The following is a 22021-nucleotide window of genomic DNA, read 5'->3' on the forward strand; positions in this document are numbered from 1 at the left end:
TCTGCTCCTTGCCCTCTCACGCGCCGCCGTTGAAGGCGAGCTCATGTTCCAATGCCGGCTGGCGGGTGAAAATTGCCGTGATGAGTTCGTCAGCGACATCGCGCAAGGCCATCTCGGCGGTGTCGATTTTTGCCGCCTTTTCCGCTCGCGCAGGAGGCGCGAAAACGCGCTTGACCACCGTCGGTGAACCGCGCAGGCCGCATTTGGTGAGATCCTCAATGCCGGCGTCGGCCGCACTCCATTTCAAGACCTGGCTGCGCGCGGCGCACAGGGCGTCCTGGATCGAGCCCCGGCGGATCTCGTTTGTGCCTTCCAGCATGGTGATGAGGCAAGGGAGCCTGCTCTTCAGCATCTGTGTGCCGCCTTCGGAGCGGCGCTCAACCCTGATCTCGCGCGCAGCAAGGTCAATAGAGGCGATCTTCGCGACATAGGTCAGTTGCAGGAGTCCGAGGCGCTTGGCGATGCCGGGCCCGACCTGGGCGGTGTCGCCATCGATCGTCTGCTTGCCGGTGAAGACGAGGTCTGGCGTGCCGAACGTCTCGCCAACCTTCGCGATTGCCTGGGAAAGGGCGAACGAGGTGGCCAGCGTGTCGGAGCCGGCAAAATAGCGGTCGGTCAAGAGCACCGCTCGGTCGGCGCCGTAACCGAGCGCCTTGCGCAGCGCGTCCTCTGCCATGGGCGGGCCCATAGTGAGCACGGTGACTTCGCCACCATAGGCGTCGCGCAGTCTGAGGGCTTCTTCGAGGGCGAACAGGTCGTAAGGGTTGATGATAGTCGGAACACCCTGGCGCATGATCGTGTTCGTCACCGGATGGACCCTTATCTGTGCCGAGTCCGGCACCTGCTTGATGCAGATTACGATGTGCATTGGCGGTTTCTCGAGGCTCCTGTCCGGATGCGGGCTTGGCGGTTATCTCCTAGGTTTGCATCATTCGTGCCAACTGTTTTGCTGCCCCCTATTCCTAGAACTTCGGTTGGTTGCTTCTGAAGGCGCTGTACCGTGGTGATGACCCCATTTGTCGGCTTCTCGACATTGTCGCGTCGCAACCCGTGTCGCGGTCATTCCTGTCCGAACCGCTTCAGTACGGAGTCGAACGGGACAAAGGTGCGGCCCGGCGTGGCAGGTTTGTTCGGATCGTGGTCTTTGAGCACCTTGAAGACCCGATGGGTGAGCGGCGAGGAAACCGCGAAGTCCTCGTAAGCGCGTTCGAGCGTCGCGCGCACCCGCGCGGCAATCACCTGGTCGGGCAGACCGGAGAAATCTTCTTCGGCAAGGTATTGGCCCACGCGCTTCATGATATGGAGCCGCGAGACATTCAGCACCTTCGGATCATAGGAGACGCCAAGGACTGCGAAGAACTCCTCCGCAGCCGACAGGCGCTTCAGTCGTGCGAGGATGTCGGTGACATTGATGGGGCGGCTGTCAGCGGAACAATTCATTGCATTCTCCCTGGTCGCAAAACTGTGGTGTCGGTGCGCTCGCGCACGGCTGACCTGGACCCGCACAGCTCCGCGAGGGATGCCTCGCTGCACATTCCATCGTAGAGCTCGACCAGTTGAGTTGCAGTGACGGTCGATTTGGTCTCGGCCGCCTCGCGCCGGACGCGGGCCACCATCGCGGCTGCCAGATCCGGGTCGAGATCGCGACCGCTTTCGCTCAGCACATGGGCAATCGCAGTGGCGCCGGAATGCTTGCCGATGACGATACGCCGGCAGCGGCCCACGAGAGCCGGATCGAGCCCTTGATAAGTACGCGAGTCCTTCAGCAGCCCTGCGACGTGAATGCCGGATTCGTGGGTGAAAACATCGGCGCCGACGACCGGCTTAATGGCCGCGGTCTGCCGGCGGGCGGCCCAAGCCACCTGGGCGGCGAGGTCGGGCAATGCGGTCAGCTCTATGCCGGTATCCGCGCCGTCGAAGACCGCCATCGCGGCGGCCACCTCTTCCAGCGCGGCATTGCCCGCACGCTCACCGAGCCCCAGGACGGTGACGGACGCATGGCGCGCGCCTGCGCGGATCGCGGCCAGCGTGTTGGCGGCAGCAAGTCCGAGATCGTTGTGCGCATGAAATTCAAGGTCGATTGAAGACTGCGCCACGAGCTGGGCGACAAGTTCGAAGGTCGAAAAGGGATCCAGAACGCCGACTGTGTCGGCTAGCCTGACGCGGCTTGCGCCGGCGCGTGCAGCCGTCTCGATGACGCGGGCGAGATGATCCCGATCGGCCCGCGAGGCATCCTCGCAGCCCACCGCGACGAAGAAGCCGGCGGCGGCTGCGCGCCTGACCATATGCTCGATGACCTGGAGCGCTCCCGCCTTGTCGAGCCCGAGCTTGGCCGAAAGTTGGATGTCCGACGAAGGCAGCGACAGATTGACGGCGTGGACGCCGCTCTCGATCGCTGCATCGAGATCCAGCGAGGTCATCCGGCACCAGGCCATGAGCCGAACCGGGAGACGCCGCGCGACCACGGCGCGAATTGTTTCGATCTCGTCGGCGCCCATTACCGGCGTGCCGATCTCGATCTCTTTGACGCCGGCCGCCGCAAGAGACTCGGCGATCTCCAGCTTTTCCGTCGTGGTAAAGACGACGCCGGGCGCCTGCTCGCCATCGCGCAAGGTCGTATCGTTGAGAAAGACATGACGGGTCATGGACGGTAGCCTGTTCTGCTGCCGCTCAGGCATAGACCGGATTGAACGTCTTCGGAGCTTCGCTTACCCGGCCCAGAACTGGGAAAGCCACGCAGCTTCTCCACGATTGCCGGCATGACCTCGAGCACCCGGTCGACGTCCGCTTCGCCGTTGTCCCGCGCCAAGGAGAAGCGGACTGCCGCGTGTGGCGTTTTCATCGCGCTCAGGACATGGCTCGGTTCCAGAGAGCCGGAGGTGCAGGCGGAGCCGGAGGAACACGCGATGCCCACGCGGCTGAGGAGGAGTGGAATTCCATCACTTTCGACATGTTCGAAGGAGATGTTTGCGGTGTTGGGCAACCGTTCCAGGGGATCACCAGTGACACAGGTGCTTGGGATGCGCTGGAGAATCCCGTCCTCTAAACGGTCGCGGAGCGACTTTACCCGTGTGGTCTCGTCGTCCATGAATTTCAAGGCGAGTTCGGCCGCCATGCCGAGCCCGACTATGCCGGGCGTATTCTCGGTGCCAGCACGCCGGTTGTGTTCTTGGTGGCCCCCCTTGATCAGCGAGTGGAAATTGACGCCACGTTTTACGAAAAGCGCGCCGATCCCTTTCGGCCCGTGCAGCTTGTGGCCGGAGAGCGACAGCATGTCGATTGCGGTCGACTTCAGGTCCATCGGAAGCTTGCCGACCGCCTGCACAGCATCGGTATGAAAAAGGGCGTCCACTTCCTTGGCCAACTCGGCAAGCCTGGCCACGGGGAAGATCACACCAGTCTCATTGTTCGCCCACATTATCGAGACGATTGCCACCTGTGGGGTGAGGGCGGCCATATAGGCGTCGAGGTCGAGCCGGCCACGGCAATCCACCGGAATCCTGTGCACCTTGACGCGGCGGGTCTTCTCAAGATGCGCGCAGAGCGTCAGCACGGCGGGATGCTCGACCGCGGACGTCACGATCTCGGTTCGGTTGGGCGCCGCCTCGAGCGCCGAAAGAAGCGCTGCATTGTCGCTTTCTGTCCCACCCGAGGTGAAGGTGATCTCATCGTCGAACTCCGCGCCGATCAGAGCTTGCAACTGCCTCCGCGCCTTTCTCACCGCCGCACTGACTGAGGCGCCAAGAGCGTGCGCCGACGAAGGGTTGCCGAATTGATCCCTAAAGAACGGCAACATCGCTTGCACGACCTCAGGATCGACCCGTGTGGTTGCGTTGTTGTCGAGGTAGACAGGTTTCATGTGCGATCCTCAGTTGACCGGAATGACGCGAGCGTGCGACCGCCTCATTGAGCCTCTGGCGCATGCCGTTGATGATGATGGGCCCGAACTGGCAGCCGGCGCGGACGCCCGAGAGTTTGAGTAGACCGGATCGGCGTCGACATGGCCAAGTCCGCAGTGGCCGCCGTCAGCCCGCAGGTAAGGACGCCCGAACACGACAACGTTATCGATAAGCCGAATTTGGCGCAGCGGCGCGATTTGGTCGCCAGCAGCTCGGGTGCCACCAGGAACCGAACTGTTTCGGCAGGCGACGTTCTTTGCATCCTACCGGAAGCGATTGCCGGTCCCGAGATCGGCTTTGACCTTGCCTTGTTCTTGAGGACGGGGACATCTGTTGTGCCGGCCATGTAAGCCTCCTCTTCCGCAAAAGAGTCCGTTTGCGGCAATCGCTTCATGGACCCGCACAGGCGCTTCGGGCGATCAACTGAAGGACTTGCCGCAGCCGCACTTCTCGCGCGCGTTGGGGTTATCGAAGACAAAGCCGGAAGATTCGAGCCCGGTGAGGAAGTCGACGGTCATGCCGGCGACATGGGGTTGGGAGCCCGCGTCCACGAACAGCTTGATCCCATCTGTCTCGGTGATCGCGTCGCCCTCGCGCGACACGCTCTCCAGGCCCATTAAGTATTTGAAGCCGGCGCAGCCGCCGGCCTGGACCATGATGCGAAAGCCTTCCGCCGGCTCGCTGGCGCGGGAAAGAGCAGTCTTGATGGCGGCAACAGCGTTGTCGGTGAGCGTAATCATGGCTCCATTCTCCTCAGTCCGGGACCTGCTTGCGCATCACGCTGCATGCACCGTGCCAAAGCGAAAACCGTTTCAACACAGCGCGGCATCTCTGACCCTGCGGTGATTCTTGTGAGTCCATTGCTGCGAAGGTGTCGGCCAACCGACACGTACTGTCGGGTTTGTCGGGTCCGCCACGCGGGATGTTGGGCCTGAGTTGTTGGCTGAACTCACATTAAACCAATGACCATTACAGAAGACTCCTTCTGAGCTTGCTTCGGCGCAATTGGCACGGTTTTTGAAGCTCAACTGGCGAGGTGGCAAGAGACTGCCGATCCACAATCGTGTCGTGGGTGCCCTCGCGATCGATCCGGCGAAGCAAGGGAGCAACATGTCAGGACTGGGTCAGACACGCTTTGTTTGGCGAAGCAGCGCCGCCCGTGGCATCCGAATGACCGATTGGCCGATTGCGACAACACCCACAATCGCTCACCACCGCCCGGTGGCCACCGACCGGCTCGATGAGATTCCATCGGCATGTGCCTGCTCGTGTCACTCGGGTCTCGCCGCTCCGACAGCACCCCCGGTTTTCGCGCGGGTGCGACGACGTGCGCACGCTGTCCAGCGACACTTTGTTCACGGGCCAGCAGCAGATCAGGGTCGAGCATTACGGCGCGCCCGATCGGCTGAAGATTCACCGGCAGGGCAGCTGATCCTCACACGTAGGTGGAAGCAGGGGTAAGACATGGACCAGCGCGAGAAACCGTCGCCGGACGAAATCCGGCGGGCGTGCGAAGACAATCCGAAAATCCGGGAGCATGATCTCGCCGCTCGATTGGGCATTTCGGAAGCCGAATTGGTCGCGGCGCATTGTGGTCACGGCGCGGTGCGCATCGAGCCGCGCGTCGATGATCTGCTGACCGGCCTCGAAGCGGTCGGCGAGGTGATGGCGGTCACCCGCAACCAAAGTGCCGTGCACCAAAAGATCGGCGTTTACGACAAAGTGGTCACCGGCAACCCGCATGCCATGGTGCTCGGCGACGAGATCGACCTGCGCATCTTCCCGAAAGCGTGGGCGTATGGCTTCGCCGTCGAGAAGCGCGAGGGAGCCGAGATCCGCCGCAGCCTGCAATTCTTTGATGCCACCGGCGAGGCGATGCACAAAGTACATCTCAGGCCCGCCTCGAACCTGCACGCCTATCAGAATCTGGCGGCAGAGCTTGTATCCTCCGACCAGGAGCCGATCATATCGGTCGAGGCGAGCGGGGCGCTCGATAATGCAGTGAGTCCAGACCAAGCCGCCACGGTCGACGACCTACGCGAGCACTGGAGCCGGCTGAGCGACGTGCATCAGTTCTACCATATGTTGAAGACCCTGAAGCTCAGCCGCTGCCAGGCGATGCGTATGGCCGACGAGGATTACGCCTGGCTGCTCGACAATGATGCCGTTGGCGCCCTGTTCCAACAGGCGGCCGAAGACGAGATGCCGATCATGTGCTTTGTCGGCAATCGTGGTTGCATCCAGATCCATTCCGGCCCGATCAAGTCGGTCAAGCAGATCGGGCCGCGGATCAATGTGCTCGACGAGAACTTCCATCTCCATCTTAGGACTCATCACATCCGCGAGGTCTGGGCCGTGCGCAAGCCGACGAGGGACGGTCACGTCACGTCCGTTGAAGCCTATGGCGCCGACGGCAAGATGATCGTCCAGTTCTTCGGCACGCGCAAGGAAGGCGAACGCGAGCGCAGCGACTGGCGGTTTCTGGCCGAGAGTCTGCCACGCGTTCCCGGTCCGACCGACCGGGATGTGTAGAGTGCCGACAGGCCCTCGGATTGAACCGGCCGCCATAGGACTCGGCACCACGTTCCGACAGCGGCTCGCGAGGAAATATAGGTCCATGTGCGATAGAGCTTGCCGTGTTAGCGCATACGCACGGTCAGGTGTGCACGCCGGAATTGACCGCATCGATACAGTCAGGCTCGTCGCCGGCCGGATCGCTGCGCACGAGTGCATCGCTCGTCTGACCGGAAATCCTTGCAGCGGCTACAACAACGCATATGCCATCAGCGCCGAACCGAAGCGGAAGCGCGGCCGGGTCTTGTCGGACCGCACCCGAACCTTGCGCTGGATCGCGTCGTTGCTCAATCCGGGCCGTGCGAGCGATCTCCTCGCTCGTCGACCGGAAGGCTGTGCAGCAGCAGCCAAGCCGAACAGCCCGATGTCGCGGACTCGACAAAACCGACCACGGATGTCGGTTGTCGGACGTTGTCCTAAGAATGATGGACAGGTGATCATCAGCGGCGGGCCTAGTGCAGGCTGGCATTGCTTGGTGCAGCGCCATGGGTACGCCTATCCGGCACGCGACTTGCTTCGACAATTTGATCAGCAGGGCATCAGCAGTGCGTCACGGAGCTCAGAGGTGATTGACCAGCCTCTCAACCCTAACGGGGATAAGCGGCGGCTTTGCTTCATGACCGCAGCGCCGCGGAGATGCCCCTTCTGATCGACTTCGCAACCGATCTCATCCGCGCTGGTGCAGGTGGGCTGTATCAGGCGACAGAATCTAGAAGGCGCCCGACAAGAGACGTGCCCATGCTGGAAATCGACTTTATGAACAGCGGTGCAATCTCAATCGAGCCATGAACGCCAATGTAGAGAAAACAAAATGGCGACCAACCCCGTTCCAGATCATGTCCCGCCCGAAATGGTGAGGGACTTCAGCCTGTTTACATCGCCAGGGATGCCACCAACACCCAACGGGGATCCACACGCAGCTGTCGCTTGCGTACATGACGGGCCTCCGATCTTTTACTCCCGCTACAACACGCAAGATGGCCGGGGTACCTGGGTCATCACCCGTGCCGCGGACCAGCGGAAGGTGCTGCAGGACGCAGAGACTTTTTCCAGCCATCGCAGCATCTTCTCCTCCATACTGGGTGAAAACTGGCCGACGATCCCGCTTGAGCTCGATCCACCGGCCCATGGCGTCTTTCGCTCACTGCTCAATCCGCTGCTTTCGCCAAAGCGGGTGTTGGCTTTGGAACCGGCTGTCCGCGAACGGGCGGCCGAGCTGATCGAAAGGATCGCCGCGTCGGGCACAAGCTGCGACGTGATGAAGGATTTTGCCTTTCCTTTCGCGGTGAGCACCTTTCTTCGCTTTCTGGGGTTGCCCGATGACCGACTCGATACATTCGTCGGCTGGGGGAAAGATCTGCTCCACGGCGACGATAAGGAACGACCTGTGGCTGCCCGGACGATCGTGGCATTCATCGACGAACTTGCAGCCATGCGCCGCCAGGAGGCGGTTGACGATTTCATGACCTTTATCGTGCAGGCACAGGTCGAGGGCCGCCGGCTGACGGACACCCAAGTCCGCGGCATCGGCGTGCTTGTCTTTGTCGCTGGGCTCGACACGGTCGCAGCAGCTATAGGCTTTGACTTGGCGTACCTCGCGCGCAACCTCAAAGATCAGCAATTGCTGCGGAGCGAACCGGACCGCATCCCGCTCGCAACCGAAGAATTGCTGCGGGCCTATCCGCCCATTCAGTTGATCCGCGTGGCTACGAAAGATATCGACTTCGAAGGCGCGCCGATCCGGAAGGGGGACTATGTTTCCTGCGCCACGATGATTGCCAATCGTGACCCGGCGGAATTCGAATGCCCCAACACAATCGATTTGGAGCGGGAGGACAACCGCCACGCAGCGTTTGGCTATGGTCCCCACCGTTGCCTTGGCTCACACCTTGCCCGGCGGGAGATTGTCATTGGCCTGGAGGAGTGGTTGGCGCGCATCCCGGCTTTCAGGATCAAGCAGGGTACGGCACCGATAACTTCTGGCGGCCATGTGTTCGGGATCGAAAATTTGATCCTGGACTGGTCTTAGGCCCGCCCCGACCCGGGGCACAGACAATGGAGGCAGCGCCATGCGCATCATCGTCCAAAAGGCCAAATGCCAGGGTCACGCGCGATGCGCGGCGCAAGCGCCGGACATCTTCAAGCTTGATGACGAGGGCTACATCCTGCCTGGTGACATTGAAGTTGCGGGAGGGGAGGAACTGCCTGCATCGCGGGGCGCGCGATCCTGTCCTGAACGTGCGCTGGAACTCACCCGCTGCGCGCTTTGAGGACTCATTCAACCGAGAGTCTGGCGGGCTTGAACCATGTGGCCGCACTCAGCACGCGACCTCTGTCCCGCACGGTTCACGTCCAACTCTGCAGGGGCATTTCCGGCGCCAGTGTTCCCCGTGAGGCGCAAACGGCAGGGCAGGGGTTCGCGAACACCTCTTCCAATCACAGAATTTGCCTCAGAGCCGATGGACCAGACGAGAATTGCCGAACTACTCGACGCGAGGCGACCCGGAGTGCCATACCGAATCACTGCCCGACCCATGTTGCGGCAGGCCGGGTCTCTGCATGATTTGATAGGACGAAACCAGGAGAACGCACCATATTTGCCCAACATTATGCCCGGCTCAGCACCGGCCAATGGCCGCACATCGAGCTGGAGAGGAGGTTCGACCAGCATGTGCTTGCCTGTGTGCTTTCACGTGCGCTCGAGGAGATCGAGGCCGGCGAGGCGACGGCGACGGAGGCAACCGGACTTTCGCGCGCCGAGCTGCGCGATGTCCTGTCCCGCTGTTTCCCTGCTATTCCTATCAACGCGTTTGCCTTGAAAGAGGTGAGCGAGCCCGAGCCGGATCTGGAGGAAGAACTTCTGCATGGACTGCTGCTGGCGCATGCCCGACCTGGCGACCCGACGAGCGCCCGCTTCGCCAGGATCATCGCCCGGCGTGCCATGCGCAATGACCACCTCTGGCAGGACCTTGGCCTTTTTAATCGAACCGACCTCGGCCGCCTGCTCGCCTCGCATTTTCCGATGCTGGCGGCCGGCAACACCCAAAAGATGAAGTGGAAGAAATACTTTCACCGCAAGCTCTGCGAGGCCGAAGGTTTTTCGCTGTGCAGCGCGCCCCGTTGCCAGGAATGCAATGATTTCGAAAGCTGCTTCGGCCCGGAGGAAGGCGAAAGCCGCCTCACACGGATCAAGAACGGCGTCGCCTCGGATTGACAGCCGCTTCGTCGGTCGTACAGCGCCAGCGCTCGCGCCGCGCCATAGGTTTCTTGTCGAATGTCGACGGACGCCTTCGAGAGTTGAATGCTGTGCCTGCTGTCCGATTGCTCGCGATGCACGCTTCGGCGGGCGCCGTCATCATGGCGGTGCAGGACCCGACCTGCACCATCGAGGCCGAGCAACTGCTGTTCTCCGGGTTGTTGCTCTTCGCCTCCCTGGCCGGGCTCTATTCGGAGCGAGCCGGCGTCTTCGACACCGGGCTCGAGCGCAAGATGCTGGCCGGCACCTTTGCGGCGCCTCGGCGGCCGCGGTTACAGGCTCGGCCCGGCTCGGCCTGGGTGCCGCCGTAGCCACCGCCCTGCTTTTCGCGCTGGTGCACGGTTTCGCCTGGATCACCCATCCCGGCGGCCAGATTGTCTTCGGCGTCGCCATCAATTTCATTGCTGCCGCTCCACCATCATCCTCGGCCAAGCTTCCGGCAGGGCGCGCGCCGACGCTCTCTGGGGAACCTGGATTCGAACCAGGACTAACGGAGTCAGAGTCCCCACTGCGATCGAATCCTTTAGGCAAATTATCATAGGAGCTACAGCTAGTTAGCGTCTGAACAAGATACAATTGGGGAGGCGGGACCAATACTCAAGGTTCCAGCATTTCCCATGGATTTACGTGTGTTCCCACTGAGCTCCCGCCGCTCCACGCAACAAGAATGCGACATGCGGGCGCGACTGAGGCTACATAAGGACTTTGCGACAATGTTGGCTGAGCCACCAAAATGACACCGCGCATGTTGGTCTGTCAAATGCTGCGACGGCTGGGTAGTGCATCTGATGCACTACCCACGGCTGCGGAGGTTGAGTTGGGTTTAGGATGATCGGTTTGCCTCAGCGCTTTCCTAAAAACTCAGTAACGAAGCGTGCCTCGGTAGGGCGCGCCCGGCCGCTTACCGGCCCGAAATAGACAAAGACAGGGACCGCTTCGCTTCTATGTCGCCATAAGCCGAGCGACCCACCAGTTGACGATCGTAGCTGACTTAGAGGCTCCATTGGCCCATTTGGGCGTGACCGATGTGGCCGGCCAATAGACCCGAAACCTAGCTATAAAGCCAGAAGCAGCCGAATCTGGAGGTGTGGTTCATCCGGAAGGCAGATACCAACAGGCACGGACGTAAACCTAGCAATGGCAGACAAGTACATTCACTGACAGACCAAACGTTAATGTCGTATTCAACCCGCTGGCCTAGGCGACGAGTCGTACCATGACAGTCAAGCTGTATAGGGGGGCTCCTTACCTCCACACTCAAGAAAATGAGGCGTTCGAGACGCTTTGCCTCCTCGGCGATCGCCACCTCCATGACAAAGGCGATGTGCGAATCCTTGGGAACGTCCGTTGCGGTCGCTACGAGATTGACGCCCTCGTGATGAGCGAGAGGTCAATCACGATCATCGACTTCAAGGATTACGGTGGGACAATCACGGTCCATGAAGACGGCACTTGGGTGACCGACGGCGGCGTGACAGTAAAGGGTGGATCCTATCTCAATCTCTTCGAGCAGGTGCGCGCCTACAAGCGCGGCATGATGAATTGGCTGGAAGGCACTGTGGGTTTAAGTGATGCAAACGATGTGAGTCACATTAGCGGTCTCGCCCTATTCACGAGACCTGTCACAATCGGGCTTTCCGACGTTCCGCCTACCGTCTCCAAGTGGTTCCGGGCGGTGGATTTTACGGGTGGGCTTCGCTGGTTGCGATATATCTCGTCTGCCAAGCTGGACCTCCGACACGGCAATCTCGACCGGATTGTCGCCCATCTCGAAGTGGAGCCATTCACGCCTGCGCAACTCGAGGATGCGACATCCAACGCGCAGTCTATACGCGCTGAGATGTGGCGGATCTGCAAGACCTCGACGATCAGCGGATGGCTGATTGGGAACAGCAAAACCGAGACTGGTTGCAAGAAGAAGCTGATCGGTTGAACGAAGCTGACCGAATTCGCTTCGAGAAGGAGGCTGAGCTCAGGCGTCTTCTTGACCTCGACGATCAGCGGATGGCCGATTGGGACCTGCAAAACCGAGACTGGTTGCAGGAACAACGCCGTGGTTTTCGCTGCTGACCCACTCAGAGGTGCGGCGGGTCCTGTCCCGAGCGCTCCAACAGCTGCCCGGAGTGGATGGCGGGAACGGAAGGCTAGGAAAAATTTGCTACAAATGTGGTGTCGAGCCACGTGCGGCAGCCCATGGCGGATCAACTTCGAACAGCTTACGGCGCTCTAAGTCGCAAGTGCGCAGGTTGACTGGAGCTTAAGTATTTCTGATGTTTATCATCGGATAGCGCAATGGAAGGTGGGGGATCGCGTGTCGCAACTTCAGGTCATGGATATCAACATTCCGGGAGTCCTAAAAAAGCTGAGGACAAAGGAATGGCTCATCCCGCAATTTCAGCGTGAGTTCGTGTGGAACAACGCGCAGGTGATCGCCCTGGCCAATTCGGTAATAGACGCGCGCCCGGTTGGCATGGTCACACTGTGGGAGCAAAGTGCCGACGCACCTCTTCCCCTAGAGCCAATCTCGATTGCGGATTGGGATCCGAAGGAGAACGCGACCGGACAGAAGACCTACGCGGACGATTGCCCGGTGCCAGGAAGATATTATGCGATCCTTGATGGTCGACAACGTTCGACCGCTCTCGCCTTAACCTTTGGGGGGTTGCGGGCATCGTCTGCGATTTATCGTCATGCCGGCGGCTATTTCCTTGATGTCACTGCGACGGAAGATAGCGAACGCGTGAAATTCGTGCCCCAGAAAGAGATGGTAAAACGCAACCTGCACACTCACGCTGGGGCGATTGGGAACGGGTACTTTCCCCTTGGGACTGACGACCCCAATGCCATGATGGGCCAATGGATGGTTTACCTCCAGGACATCAACAAGGCAGAGTACTATCCCGGCGGCGTACTACCCCAAGAAGAGGAGTTGAAGCGCCGGAATGCAGCGCTCAGCAAGGCATTCTCTGGCATCTTCAACACCAAGATGGCAGTCTACATCGTGCCGCCGACCTACGACCTTGCGCAGATCTGCGAGATCTTCGATACACTGAACACGACTGGCACTAAGGTGTCGACGATAGATCTAATTCATAGCGGCCTTTTCAATGACACGGTTGGGGACGCTGGCGGCGCTTTGCTGCTCCGCGACGAAATCGACGCCATAGGTGAACTCGACGGGGCGGTCGGTTGGTCGTCCTCGACTGGCCGCCCAGAGCTGATTGCCCAATTCGTCGCCGCCATTCATGTGGCGCTCGACGCGAAGCCTGAACCCAAGCGTATCGGCGGCGCCAAGGACACGCGGATCACCAGTGTAAAGTCGAGCGACCTCCTGGCTATCCCCAGCGCATTCTGGCGCAAGGTCATCGAGAACAATTTGACGTTCGCGTCCTTTATCGGAGGTTTTCAGAATACGGTTGCCGGAGGGCGCTTCACCATGGCCCAATGTCCCTACCCAGCGAGTGCTGCTATCTACGTCGCCCTACGCTGGCACCTCGAGTTCGAGGGTGGCGCTGCGACGCATTGGAGGGTTGCCGACCTAGACCGGCTGTATGGAGCGTTCTTTTGGCGCAACGTGTTTCATTCACGTTACGATCAGGGGTTCCTGACGCAAATCGGTACCGACTTGCGTGAGATGAAAGCGTTCCTCAGCAAGAAGCAACTCGGCGTAGATGAAATGGATTGGCGCAAGCAGGCGAACGAGTGGCTAGACTTCAATGTCGGCGCTCGCCCCGGTCCGATTGATATCTTCGAAGTGGTCTCAGATGGCGGCGAAAAGGGAGCCTTGAGACGCGCCGCGTTGTTGCTTCTACATGCTCGGGCTGACCGTGATGTGATCTCGGCTGAATTAAGTATCGCGCTTGAGGGCGGTATGATGGACCTGCATCACATATATCCGAAGGATTGGTGCAAGAACAATGCTGGCGGCGTCGCCAAGGATGTGCTCGACCGCGAAAGGGCCGGTCGCGACTGGGTCAATTCCGCGGCCAACCTAATGCCGATGCATCGCCAGACGAATAATGAGTGGCGCAAGCAATCTCCCGCAACCTTCCTGCACGGAAAAGCCGACTTCGACAGTCATCCTAATCTTTGGACGCGCTACTACATCAACCGTGATGCCTATGATCTCCTCCTGCTTGGTGAGGACGGCGTCGCCGAATTCTGGAAAAAGCGGGCGGGCGCAATGGCCGAGGATATCTATAGCCGCACCACGGCCTGAACCATGCCCCTCCTTTGCCCGATCGCGGCAAGAGCTCTCATCGCTCCAACCGAGACCACGCTCCTCGCGCTATTGGAAGAGTATGGGCTAGACACCGGCACGGGACTGCTTGTGAGCCTAACAAAGCTTCAAGTCGACCTTGGCGCCTTCGCAATCGCCTGTGAGCCGCAGATCGGCGTCGGCAACCTCGAAGATATCCGGGTACTCTCGGTGGTATCCGTGGAGTCGGTTGAATCAGTACTGAAGGTAATTGCGGGCGGCGAACGCTCGGACATCGAATTTAAGTCTTCCATGCTGCTCGATTTACGGAGGTACCGGAACGAACCCGGCGAGCCCCTCGAAGCTTACAAGCTTGAGGCCGTCACCCGAACGATGATGAAATCGATCGCTGCCTTTTGCAATACTGGCGGAGGGACATTATTCGTGGGCATCGAGGATGATACCAGTGTCTGTGGCTTGGTCGAGGATTTCCTTCTCGCAAACCCCAACCGGGGGGATTTCGACGGTTGGGATCAATACCTGAGAGGACAGATCGAATCCCGTTTCTATGATGGCAAGGCCGTGGCCAATTATGTTCGGGTGGTGCCGCTGGAGACTGGGGGGAAGACCTTCGTACGTATTCAGGTTGCGGACCGCGCGAACCTCACCTTCCTGAAGAAGGCCGGCGGTGGCGCCGAACTGTTTGTCCGCTCTGGTACCCGCTCAATCCCGATCGAATTCCAGGAGCTTGAGAAACTTTACTCGATAAAACGACAGTTCTGAAACGTCCACTTCCAATGCTGCTGAAGGATCTGCGACAACAATTCAGCCTGTCTCGGCTGAAGAGGATGGAGGAGAGCCATGGAACCAGCAGTAACCATCGGATTGGATATCGCGAAGTCATCCTGTTGAGCCGGACCGCGAGCAACGCCCTGTGACTTCCTGACTTGAAGCGCTCCCATTCAGGAATGCCTCGCAGGCATCCAGGACTTCGTGCTCGGACCAACGGTTGCGCCCGCGGATTGCACACTCCCAGAGCGTGAGCGTCCGCCATCCCCGATCGGCCAAGGCCTCGTACGAACGAGCGTCGCGGGCCTTGTTCGCGGCAATCTTCGATGCCCAGAAGTCACGGCGCGTTGCTGGAAGGCGGAAGAGATGACAGTTATGCCCGTGCCAGAAACAGCCGTGAACCAAAAGCACAGCGCACCGCTTTGGAAAAACCAGATCCGGGCGGCCGGGTAACTCCCGCACCTGTAGCCGGAAGCGAAATCCGCGCGCATGCAAGCCACGTCGGATCAGCAGCTCCGGTCTCGTGTCGCGACCACGGATGCGGCTCATGTTATAACTGCGCACCTCTGGAGTGTGCACATCATTGGTTGGCGGCTGGACGACGGATTTCATCCTAGAGGAACGCCGGCTGCTGAACCGCTGGTCGAACGGCAACCCGCGCCGGGATCCCAGGGAACAGGTCCGCAAGTGACGCAAACCCGTTATGGTCTTCTTCGAAAATGGCGACGTTGTGCTGGAGGACGCCCTCCGCCAACGTCGCCGCGAGGCCCGCCTGAATGAGCCTGTGCGAGCGACGCCCAACGAACGTAATCAGGATCGGACTGGAACCGTCATTAAAGGGAACGGATCGGATAAGTGCAAAGTCTTTGCTGTCGAGATCCTGAAACACCTGGTGTTGCAGCTGGCTGCCTCCCAGACGCCAGTTTTTGCCACCCTTGTTAATGCGCCTGATCTCCCGGTTCATCGCGGCTCCGAACAGGCAGATGCAATCGAAGTCTCCGCCCTTGTCGCGGACGATGTCCGGGTGAAGCAGCCGCTCTGCCGCAGGCTCAGTCAGGGCAATCGCCCGCTGGCGACTCGCCGTCGCCTTCCGATGTGCTGCGAACAGCCCCATATCTGAGTCCGTGAGTGAACGGACAATGATCAGTTCCCGCCCGCTCACTGACGAACTCCAGCACGAAAGCCCGCAGCCGCGCTTCCCGATTTGGTCAGCTGCGCCTTAAGGGACAGAGCGATACGCCAGGCCAGGAGGGGAGGAACTGCGTTTCCGACCTGTCGGAAGGCAGGGTTCATCGTGCCGCTAAATGCGAATCCGTCCGGAAAAGACTGCAAGCGTGCAGCTTCGCGCACGGAGATGGGCCGGGCCTGATCGCTGTCATAATGTATGTGGCTGTATCCGTCTTTGCCGAGATGCGCGAGCAGAGTTCGTGCCGGAAAGTCAGCCTCCATCTTCCGCCACTTGTTTGGGAACTTGCTCGCGTCATAGGGCGGCACGATGCTTGCCTGCAGAGCCTTCCACGCGGTCGAACCTTCCGGCAGTTCATCGCCCAGCGCCCGACGCTCAGCCAGACGCTGTTCAAATAAAGTGAGCGCGTAGCGGCGAGCTTCCGGGTATTGATCGCCAGGCTGCAGGCCAGCGAAGATCTGATAGTCCCGGGGCAGATACCGTATCACGTGATCATAGAGGGCGGACTTACCCTCGAAGCCAGGCCAGTTTCGCATGTTGCGAGTGTACTCAGTCTGTAAATCACAGTTGTGGTAAGGAACAGCGATGTCAAAACCGCGCCTTCCCCTTCGCAGCGTCCCTGCGGCGAGTTTCCGGCGGGCATCTATGGTCGGCAGATCCCCAATGGCGCCCTGAGCCGTGACGGCTGGCATCATATCGGAAGTCGCCGCCGGTGGGTCGCAGTAGTGATGTACGTCGCCGGCGCCACCCAGAGCACCGAGAAGCTTCAGAGCGACAGCGCGTGTCCCCCCGTATCCCGCAGGCAGATCAATCCAGTGCGTTGGTTCGGGCAGACTGATACTGTCAGCTACCTCGCGGTGCACCGCGACGAGTATCATTCGTTCCCGCATCTGCGGAACGCCGTAGAAAGCCGCGTTCAGCAGTGAGTACCGACAGACATATCCTCTGGCAGCAAGTACCTCCGCGATCTCCTCTGCGAGATTGTGTCCCCCGTGATTGAGCATGTCGGGAACGTTTTCCATGACCACAGCCAGTGGAGCGCACGCTTCGACATATCGCAGATATTCGATATAGAGCCTGGCCCTGGCATCATGACGGAAGGCTTCAGGATGCTCTGCCACCTCGCGCAGCTTCGAGCGGCCCACCCGGGCAAACGCCTGACATGGCGGACCACCGACGAGCACATCGACGGCGAGGGAGACGTCCCCCAGGCCCAGCGCTTCAGCAAGTTTCGCGGGAGGTGTTTCAGTGATGTCGCGGGCGACTGAATGGCGTGCGTCGTCCGGATGGAAGTTCAGGCCGTGGGATTTCGCGGCGTGAGAATCAAACTCAACGGCGCCCGCGATGTCATATCCAGCGCGCTTGAAACCAAGTGACAGGCCTCCGCAACCTGAGAAAAGGTCAAGCACGCGCGGCTTCGAACCGCCACGAACCCTCTGAAGCTTCTGGCTGATTAGCCGCGCTTCCATCTCAATGCTCCTCTGTACGCAGCGGGAGTTGCAGCTGCGCAGTCTGTTCGTTCAGGAACTTGAGAAGCGCGTGGCGGATAACCCACGCTGACGAGACCTGATTTGCATCTGCCAGAGCCTGAATCTGCGCGTAGCAGTCCGCCGGGAGCATCACGGAGGTGCGGACCGATCTCATCTTCTTCGTCGCGGATTTTGCCATAGACACCCCGAATCTGGAGGATACGACATAGTGGTGAAATGTGCACCAATAATATGTAAAATCCACAACGACAGCTGCGTGTTCCAGATGGACCTCCCGGTGGGCACGTTTATATGGCTCGGTGGATCGACCTCCAGATTCTGCAGTGAAATTCAGGCAGATTCTGGTTCCCAACAGTTACTTGCAGTTGAAAGTGGAAGCCTGGGGGGGTAGCGTATTTCGGGGGGAATCATACTTGGACTGCTTAGGAGATGGCACTACTGACCTGAGTGCGGGACGTTCCTCGGGATGAAGTTCGAAGAGAACCCCCCAGACGCCGCCTCGCTTATGATGTCCGCGCGCAGTTTTGGCAACTACGATCTGCCGGGCGCCCTGGCCGATCTGATCGACAACAGCATTAAAGCCGGTGCCGGAGAGGTCTTGCTGACCTGCGATTTCGCCGGAGGTGCGCCCGCCATCCGGATCCGGGACGACGGGCATGGCATGTCCGGTGCAGAACTCCGGCAAGCCATGCGCCCGGCCAGCGCAAATCCGCTGGCAGAGCGATCACCCGATGACCTCGGCCGCTTCGGCTGGGGCATGAAATCGGCCTCATTCTCGCAGTGTACCCGGCTGACGGTACTGACCCGCAAGGGCAAAGAGACGAGCGGCTGCGTCTGGGATCTGCAAGACGTCGACGGCTGGCGGATGGGTATCCTCGAGCCGGACGAAATCGCAGGAATGGCATCGCCCGAACTGCTGGCTAAGAACGGCGTCGAGATCCTGTGGTCGAACTGTGACCGACTATCCGAGAACGGCACCTTGACGGTCAGCGAATTCAACGCACTGGTCGTCCACGCCCGCAATCGCCTCGCCCTGATCTTCCACCGTTACATAGCGGGCGAGGTCCGGGGTCACCGTCTTGTCATCCGGCTGAACGGCCAGAAGGTCGACCCCTGGGATCCCTTCTACGGCGATCATGAAGCGACGCAGGAGCTGGAGCCCGAACCGCTGGAGATCGCGGGCCGAACCATCGACATCCAGCCTTTCATCCTGCCACACTATTCAAAGCTGATGGCTAACCAGTACGACCGGCTCGGCGGTGAGGAGGGCTTTCTCCGAAACCAGGGCTTCTATGTTTATCGGAACCATCGTCTGATCATCAGCGGCACCTGGTTCCGGCTCGTGCGCCACGGCGAGCTTTCGCAGCTGGTCCGCGTGCGCGTGGACATCCCGAATGCGCTTGATCACGTCTGGAAAATCACAATCGATAAGTCAGACGCCCAGCTGCCGGCCGCTCTGCGCTCGCGCCTGCATCAGATCGTCGAGGGTCTGCGCCGGCGCTCGGCGCGTGTCTATCGCGCCCGAGGCGGGAGACTGGACCGTCCTGGGACGACTTCCGTATGGAGCCGCCACGCCCGGGGCGGCGAAATCCACTACTCAATCAACCGTGACCATCCGGTTATCGATGCTTTGCTTGGGGCAGGAGACGATGGGCAGAAGCGCGCTGCATCTGCCGCCATAAAAGTGATTGAGCAGGCCTTCCCGGTCGTGGCTTTCGGCCGTGACGCTGTTGCGAAGATCGATTCCATCCATCAGACTCTGTCCGATCCCGAGGCATTCCGCGCCGATCTGATCAGCGCGCTTCCACTGCTCTTAGATCAGGTGGATGGCGATATAGAAGCCTTGGTTGCGCTTCTTCGGGTGACCGAGCCCTGGTGCGAGGCCTGGAAGACGGCCGAAGCGGTACTTCGAGAAAAAGGGTGGCTGCGTGCAGAATCTTGACAGTGAGCTCGCTTATTACGTCCGCAAGCTCGGCCAGAAGTATTCGACTGAAGTGTCTCAGGGCAAGTCGCTGCCCGATGGCGCCATCTCTGCGTTCGTCACTGCGGGGCCTTTCGACCTTTCCGCCGAAGAGGTGGAATGGCTGATCCGCGAGCTGGAGCAGAGCTTCACCACCAGCCAGAAGCGCGGCGCGTCCGTGACCAGCGACTTCAGGCCGTGGCTGCGTGAGCGGCGGGAACGTGGCGATATCGACTTCTACTACTGGAGCCGGCTGAGGCGATACTACCTGGAGGGCAATGTCATCCCGCCCCAGGTCGTCGCCACGCTGGATACCGTCACCGACGAAATTCTCGATTTTTCTGGTGATCCCCTCGATCCCGGAACGGGCCTGCGCCGCGGCATGGTCATGGGTCACGTACAGTCGGGCAAGACGACTAACTACTCCGCGCTGATCTGCAAGGCCGCAGATGCGGGCTACAAGACAATCATCCTTCTTGCGGGTATCACGAACAGCCTCAGATCGCAGACGCAGGAGCGCCTCGACGAGACCTTTATCGGCAAGAAGTCAGTGTTTCACGCCCTTGCGCAGGAACCACTACCGATTCAGACCTACTCCACCGTGAAGAGGTTTCCTGCCTATGGCACGTCACGCGACCGGGACTTCACCCGCGATGCCGCAGGCATGTTCTTCAGCCTCGATGCACACAGCGAGCCCATCATCTTCATCAGCAAGAAGAACAAGGCGCCGCTGACCCGGCTCCGGGACTGGCTGATCGAACAGGGTCATGGCGCCGCGATAGCGTCACCACTCCTGCTGATCGACGACGAAGCGGACAACGCCTCCATCAATACCGCCAAGGACCCGGCGGCGACCACCGCGATCAATGGCGTAATCCGGGAGATTCTCACGCTCTTCGAGCGCCGGTCCTATGTAGGCTACACCGCCACGCCTTTCGCGAACATCTTCATCGACCCTGACAACGAAGACGCGATGCTCCGCGACGACCTCTTCCCCAAGCACTTCATCAAAGCGCTCGATCCACCCTCAAACTATGTCGGCGCCTCACGCGTGTTCGCCGCCAATGGTGATCTGCGGCCGACAATGACCATCGTCATCAACGACTACGGTCAGCTCCTGCCTCTGCGGCACAAGAGCGACCAGCCTGTCATCGCGCTCCCGCATTCTCTGCTGACCGCAATCCGCGTTTTCGTCCTCATCCGTGCAATGCGTGTGCTTCGCGGTCAGGGCGACAGTCATTGCTCCATGATGATCAATGTGAGCCGGTTCAACGCCATCCAGGAGAAGGTCTACGGTCTGGTCTACGCCTACCTGGACGCGCTCAAGAACGCCGCAGCTGTCAGCGCCGGGCTGGGCGACTGCGCGCTTGATGATCCGGTTATTGGCCTCCTGAAGGTGGACTTTGACAGGGAGTTTGCGTCGGGGGGCGCTTTGTTCAAAGACGTGCTGGGCGTTCTTAATGAAGCGGTCGGCAGCATCATCCCTGTCACTGTGAACATGAAGGGAGGCGTGCTGGAATACAGCCGCAACAAGGCCAAGGGCCTGCATGTCATCGCGATCGGCGGTCTGGCCCTATCGCGGGGCCTCACACTCGAAGGCCTGTCCGTCTCATATATCCTGCGCAACACGGCGGCCTCCGACACTCTCATGCAGATGGCCCGCTGGTTTGGCTACCGCCCCGACTATGAGGATCTGTGCCGGGTCTATCTGCCCCTGGCATCACTCGACCACTATGAAGAAATCAATGAGGCGATCGAAGAGCTGCGCAATGAAGTCGGCCGGATGCAGGCGCTCGGACTCACGCCCGAGCACTTCGGACTAAAGGTGCGCCAGAGCCCCACCGCCATCCGCATCACCGCGGCGAACAAAATGCGGTCAGCAACCCAGATGACGGTCGCGCAGGACTATTCGACCCGCCACCTCGAAGGTTACATCCTGCCCAACGATCAGAAGATCAACGCTGCCAATCTTGAGGAAGTGAAGGGCTTTCTCAGAGGAGTGGGCGAACCATCGGCTGCACTCACAGACGACAGGACCATCATCTGGCGAGGAGTCGCGGGACCGCGGGTTCTGGCACTCCTGAAGGGATTCGCCTTTTCGCCCGCACACGGGGATCTTGGACTGATCAGCGGTGGCAGTAGCCTGTTCATCGACTACTTTGCGGACCGGCTGCAGGATGAACTTGCGGACTGGGATGTCGCCATACCGCATCCCAAGTCCGGAACGCCCCCCGCCGATGCGATCGTGACAGGCCAGAGTTTTCCCTTGCGGCAGCGACTCCGCGGCAAGGTCGTCGACGGCGGCTTTCGCGTGACCGGCGGCAAGAACAGGGTCGCCGACCCCGATGATGCGCAGATCGCCCTTACCGAAGATCAGCTGGCCGATGGGCGAGCTGAAAAAGAGCGGGAGGGAGGCCTGCGAGGAGACAAGGCGTTCTGCATCCAGAGAACCCGGCCTCTGCTCCTCATCCACATCTTCACAACGGATGAGGGGACCGCGGATCTGAAGCTGAGCGGCCCGGTGGTCTCCCTGAGCTTCTGCCTGCCTGCCACCCGTCGCGAAGCCGTGGCGCGCACCTATCAAGTTAATGCCGTGTACCGCCGGCAGGTTCAGATGGAAGCAGACAGCGAGGCCGAGGACGACGAACGGATGCTGGAGGAAGGCTGAC

19 protein-coding genes and 1 pseudogene are annotated in these 22021 nt (G+C 60.3%); 11 read left to right on the forward strand and 9 right to left on the reverse strand.

Features of this window, described 5'->3' with window-relative positions; all coding sequences use genetic code 11:
* Positions 1-16: 16 nt before the first annotated feature.
* The 5 genes from NKI19_RS24500 to NKI19_RS24520 form a co-directional block, all read right to left on the reverse strand.
* Positions 17-868 (reverse strand): electron transfer flavoprotein subunit beta/FixA family protein, encoded by an 852-nt coding sequence (locus NKI19_RS24500; protein ID WP_352472415.1) that lies wholly within the window; start codon positions 866-868, stop codon positions 17-19.
* Positions 869-1059: 191 nt separating this feature from the next.
* Positions 1060-1440 carry a nitrogenase stabilizing/protective protein NifW gene (gene nifW / locus NKI19_RS24505; RefSeq protein ID WP_352506802.1) on the reverse strand — a complete coding sequence of 127 codons (381 nt, stop codon included), beginning with the start codon at positions 1438-1440 and terminating at the stop codon, positions 1060-1062.
* Positions 1437-2645 (reverse strand): homocitrate synthase, encoded by a 1209-nt coding sequence (nifV, locus tag NKI19_RS24510; protein WP_352566025.1) that lies wholly within the window; start codon positions 2643-2645, stop codon positions 1437-1439. Before nifV ends, nifW begins: the two co-directional genes overlap by 4 nt.
* Entirely contained in the window at positions 2642-3859 is a 1218-nt protein-coding gene (gene nifS, locus NKI19_RS24515) for a cysteine desulfurase NifS (protein ID WP_352566023.1), read from the reverse strand. The genes nifV and nifS overlap by 4 nt, the downstream gene beginning before the upstream one ends.
* Before the next feature lie 459 nt (positions 3860-4318).
* Entirely contained in the window at positions 4319-4639 is a 321-nt protein-coding gene (locus NKI19_RS24520) for a HesB/IscA family protein (RefSeq protein ID WP_023678237.1), read from the reverse strand.
* 724 nt (positions 4640-5363) lie between these two features.
* On the opposite strand from NKI19_RS24520, the gene NKI19_RS24525 reads away from it, so the two are divergent.
* The 9 genes and pseudogenes from NKI19_RS24525 (at position 5364) to NKI19_RS24565 (ending at position 14710) form a co-directional block, all read left to right on the forward strand.
* Positions 5364-6431 carry a hemin-degrading factor gene (locus tag NKI19_RS24525; RefSeq protein ID WP_352494970.1) on the forward strand — a complete coding sequence of 356 codons (1068 nt, stop codon included), beginning with the start codon at positions 5364-5366 and terminating at the stop codon, positions 6429-6431.
* Between the two features lie 853 nt (positions 6432-7284).
* Positions 7285-8502 (forward strand): cytochrome P450, encoded by a 1218-nt coding sequence (locus NKI19_RS24530; protein WP_352566021.1) that lies wholly within the window; start codon positions 7285-7287, stop codon positions 8500-8502.
* Positions 8503-8542: 40 nt separating this feature from the next.
* A complete protein-coding gene (locus NKI19_RS24535) occupies positions 8543-8743 on the forward strand; it encodes a ferredoxin (RefSeq protein WP_352566019.1) in 201 nt (66 codons plus the stop codon).
* 323 nt (positions 8744-9066) lie between these two features.
* Complete coding sequence (locus NKI19_RS24540; RefSeq protein ID WP_502899331.1) at positions 9067-9687, forward strand: nitrogen fixation protein NifQ; 621 nt, start codon at positions 9067-9069, stop codon at positions 9685-9687.
* Between the two features lie 143 nt (positions 9688-9830).
* Positions 9831-10164: pseudogene (locus tag NKI19_RS24545) on the forward strand (hypothetical protein); the annotation flags it as partial.
* Positions 10165-10945: 781 nt separating this feature from the next.
* Positions 10946-11662: a nuclease-related domain-containing protein gene (locus tag NKI19_RS24550; RefSeq protein WP_352566018.1), complete on the forward strand. Its 717-nt coding sequence runs from the start codon at positions 10946-10948 to the stop codon at positions 11660-11662.
* The gene (locus NKI19_RS24555; protein ID WP_352566016.1) at positions 11659-11799 is read left to right on the forward strand and encodes a hypothetical protein; all 141 of its coding nucleotides are present in this window, start codon (positions 11659-11661) and stop codon (positions 11797-11799) included. The genes NKI19_RS24550 and NKI19_RS24555 overlap by 4 nt, the downstream gene beginning before the upstream one ends.
* Positions 11800-12040: 241 nt before the next feature.
* A complete protein-coding gene (locus NKI19_RS24560; RefSeq protein ID WP_352566014.1) occupies positions 12041-13948 on the forward strand; it encodes a GmrSD restriction endonuclease domain-containing protein in 1908 nt (635 codons plus the stop codon).
* Positions 13949-13951: 3 nt separating this feature from the next.
* Positions 13952-14710: an AlbA family DNA-binding domain-containing protein gene (locus NKI19_RS24565; protein ID WP_352566012.1), complete on the forward strand. Its 759-nt coding sequence runs from the start codon at positions 13952-13954 to the stop codon at positions 14708-14710.
* Between the two features lie 117 nt (positions 14711-14827).
* Here NKI19_RS24565 and NKI19_RS24570 read toward each other — a convergent pair whose 3' ends face one another.
* From NKI19_RS24570 to NKI19_RS24585, 4 genes are read right to left on the reverse strand one after another with little or no spacing between them, the layout of a single operon-like run.
* Positions 14828-15328, reverse strand: coding sequence for a very short patch repair endonuclease (locus tag NKI19_RS24570; RefSeq protein ID WP_352566010.1), 501 nt, complete (start codon positions 15326-15328; stop codon positions 14828-14830).
* A 1-nt stretch (position 15329) separates the two neighbouring features.
* The gene (locus NKI19_RS24575; protein WP_352566008.1) at positions 15330-15878 is read right to left on the reverse strand and encodes a hypothetical protein; all 549 of its coding nucleotides are present in this window, start codon (positions 15876-15878) and stop codon (positions 15330-15332) included.
* Positions 15875-17371 (reverse strand): DNA cytosine methyltransferase, encoded by a 1497-nt coding sequence (locus NKI19_RS24580; RefSeq protein WP_352566007.1) that lies wholly within the window; start codon positions 17369-17371, stop codon positions 15875-15877. Before NKI19_RS24580 ends, NKI19_RS24575 begins: the two co-directional genes overlap by 4 nt.
* 1 nt (position 17372) lies before the next feature.
* Positions 17373-17570 carry a ribbon-helix-helix protein, CopG family gene (locus NKI19_RS24585; protein ID WP_206073768.1) on the reverse strand — a complete coding sequence of 66 codons (198 nt, stop codon included), beginning with the start codon at positions 17568-17570 and terminating at the stop codon, positions 17373-17375.
* Positions 17571-17858: 288 nt separating this feature from the next.
* Between NKI19_RS24585 and NKI19_RS24590 the strand changes: the two genes are divergently transcribed.
* Both NKI19_RS24590 and NKI19_RS24595 read left to right on the forward strand, forming a co-directional pair.
* Positions 17859-19334, forward strand: coding sequence for an ATP-binding protein (locus NKI19_RS24590; protein ID WP_352566005.1), 1476 nt, complete (start codon positions 17859-17861; stop codon positions 19332-19334).
* A complete protein-coding gene (locus NKI19_RS24595) occupies positions 19321-22020 on the forward strand; it encodes a Z1 domain-containing protein (RefSeq protein ID WP_352566003.1) in 2700 nt (899 codons plus the stop codon). Before NKI19_RS24590 ends, NKI19_RS24595 begins: the two co-directional genes overlap by 14 nt.
* Position 22021 lies beyond the last annotated feature (1 nt).

Origin of the sequence: Mesorhizobium sp. M0751 (assembly GCF_040320265.1) — a bacterium.
Taxonomy (GTDB): Bacteria; Pseudomonadota; Alphaproteobacteria; order Rhizobiales; family Rhizobiaceae; genus Mesorhizobium.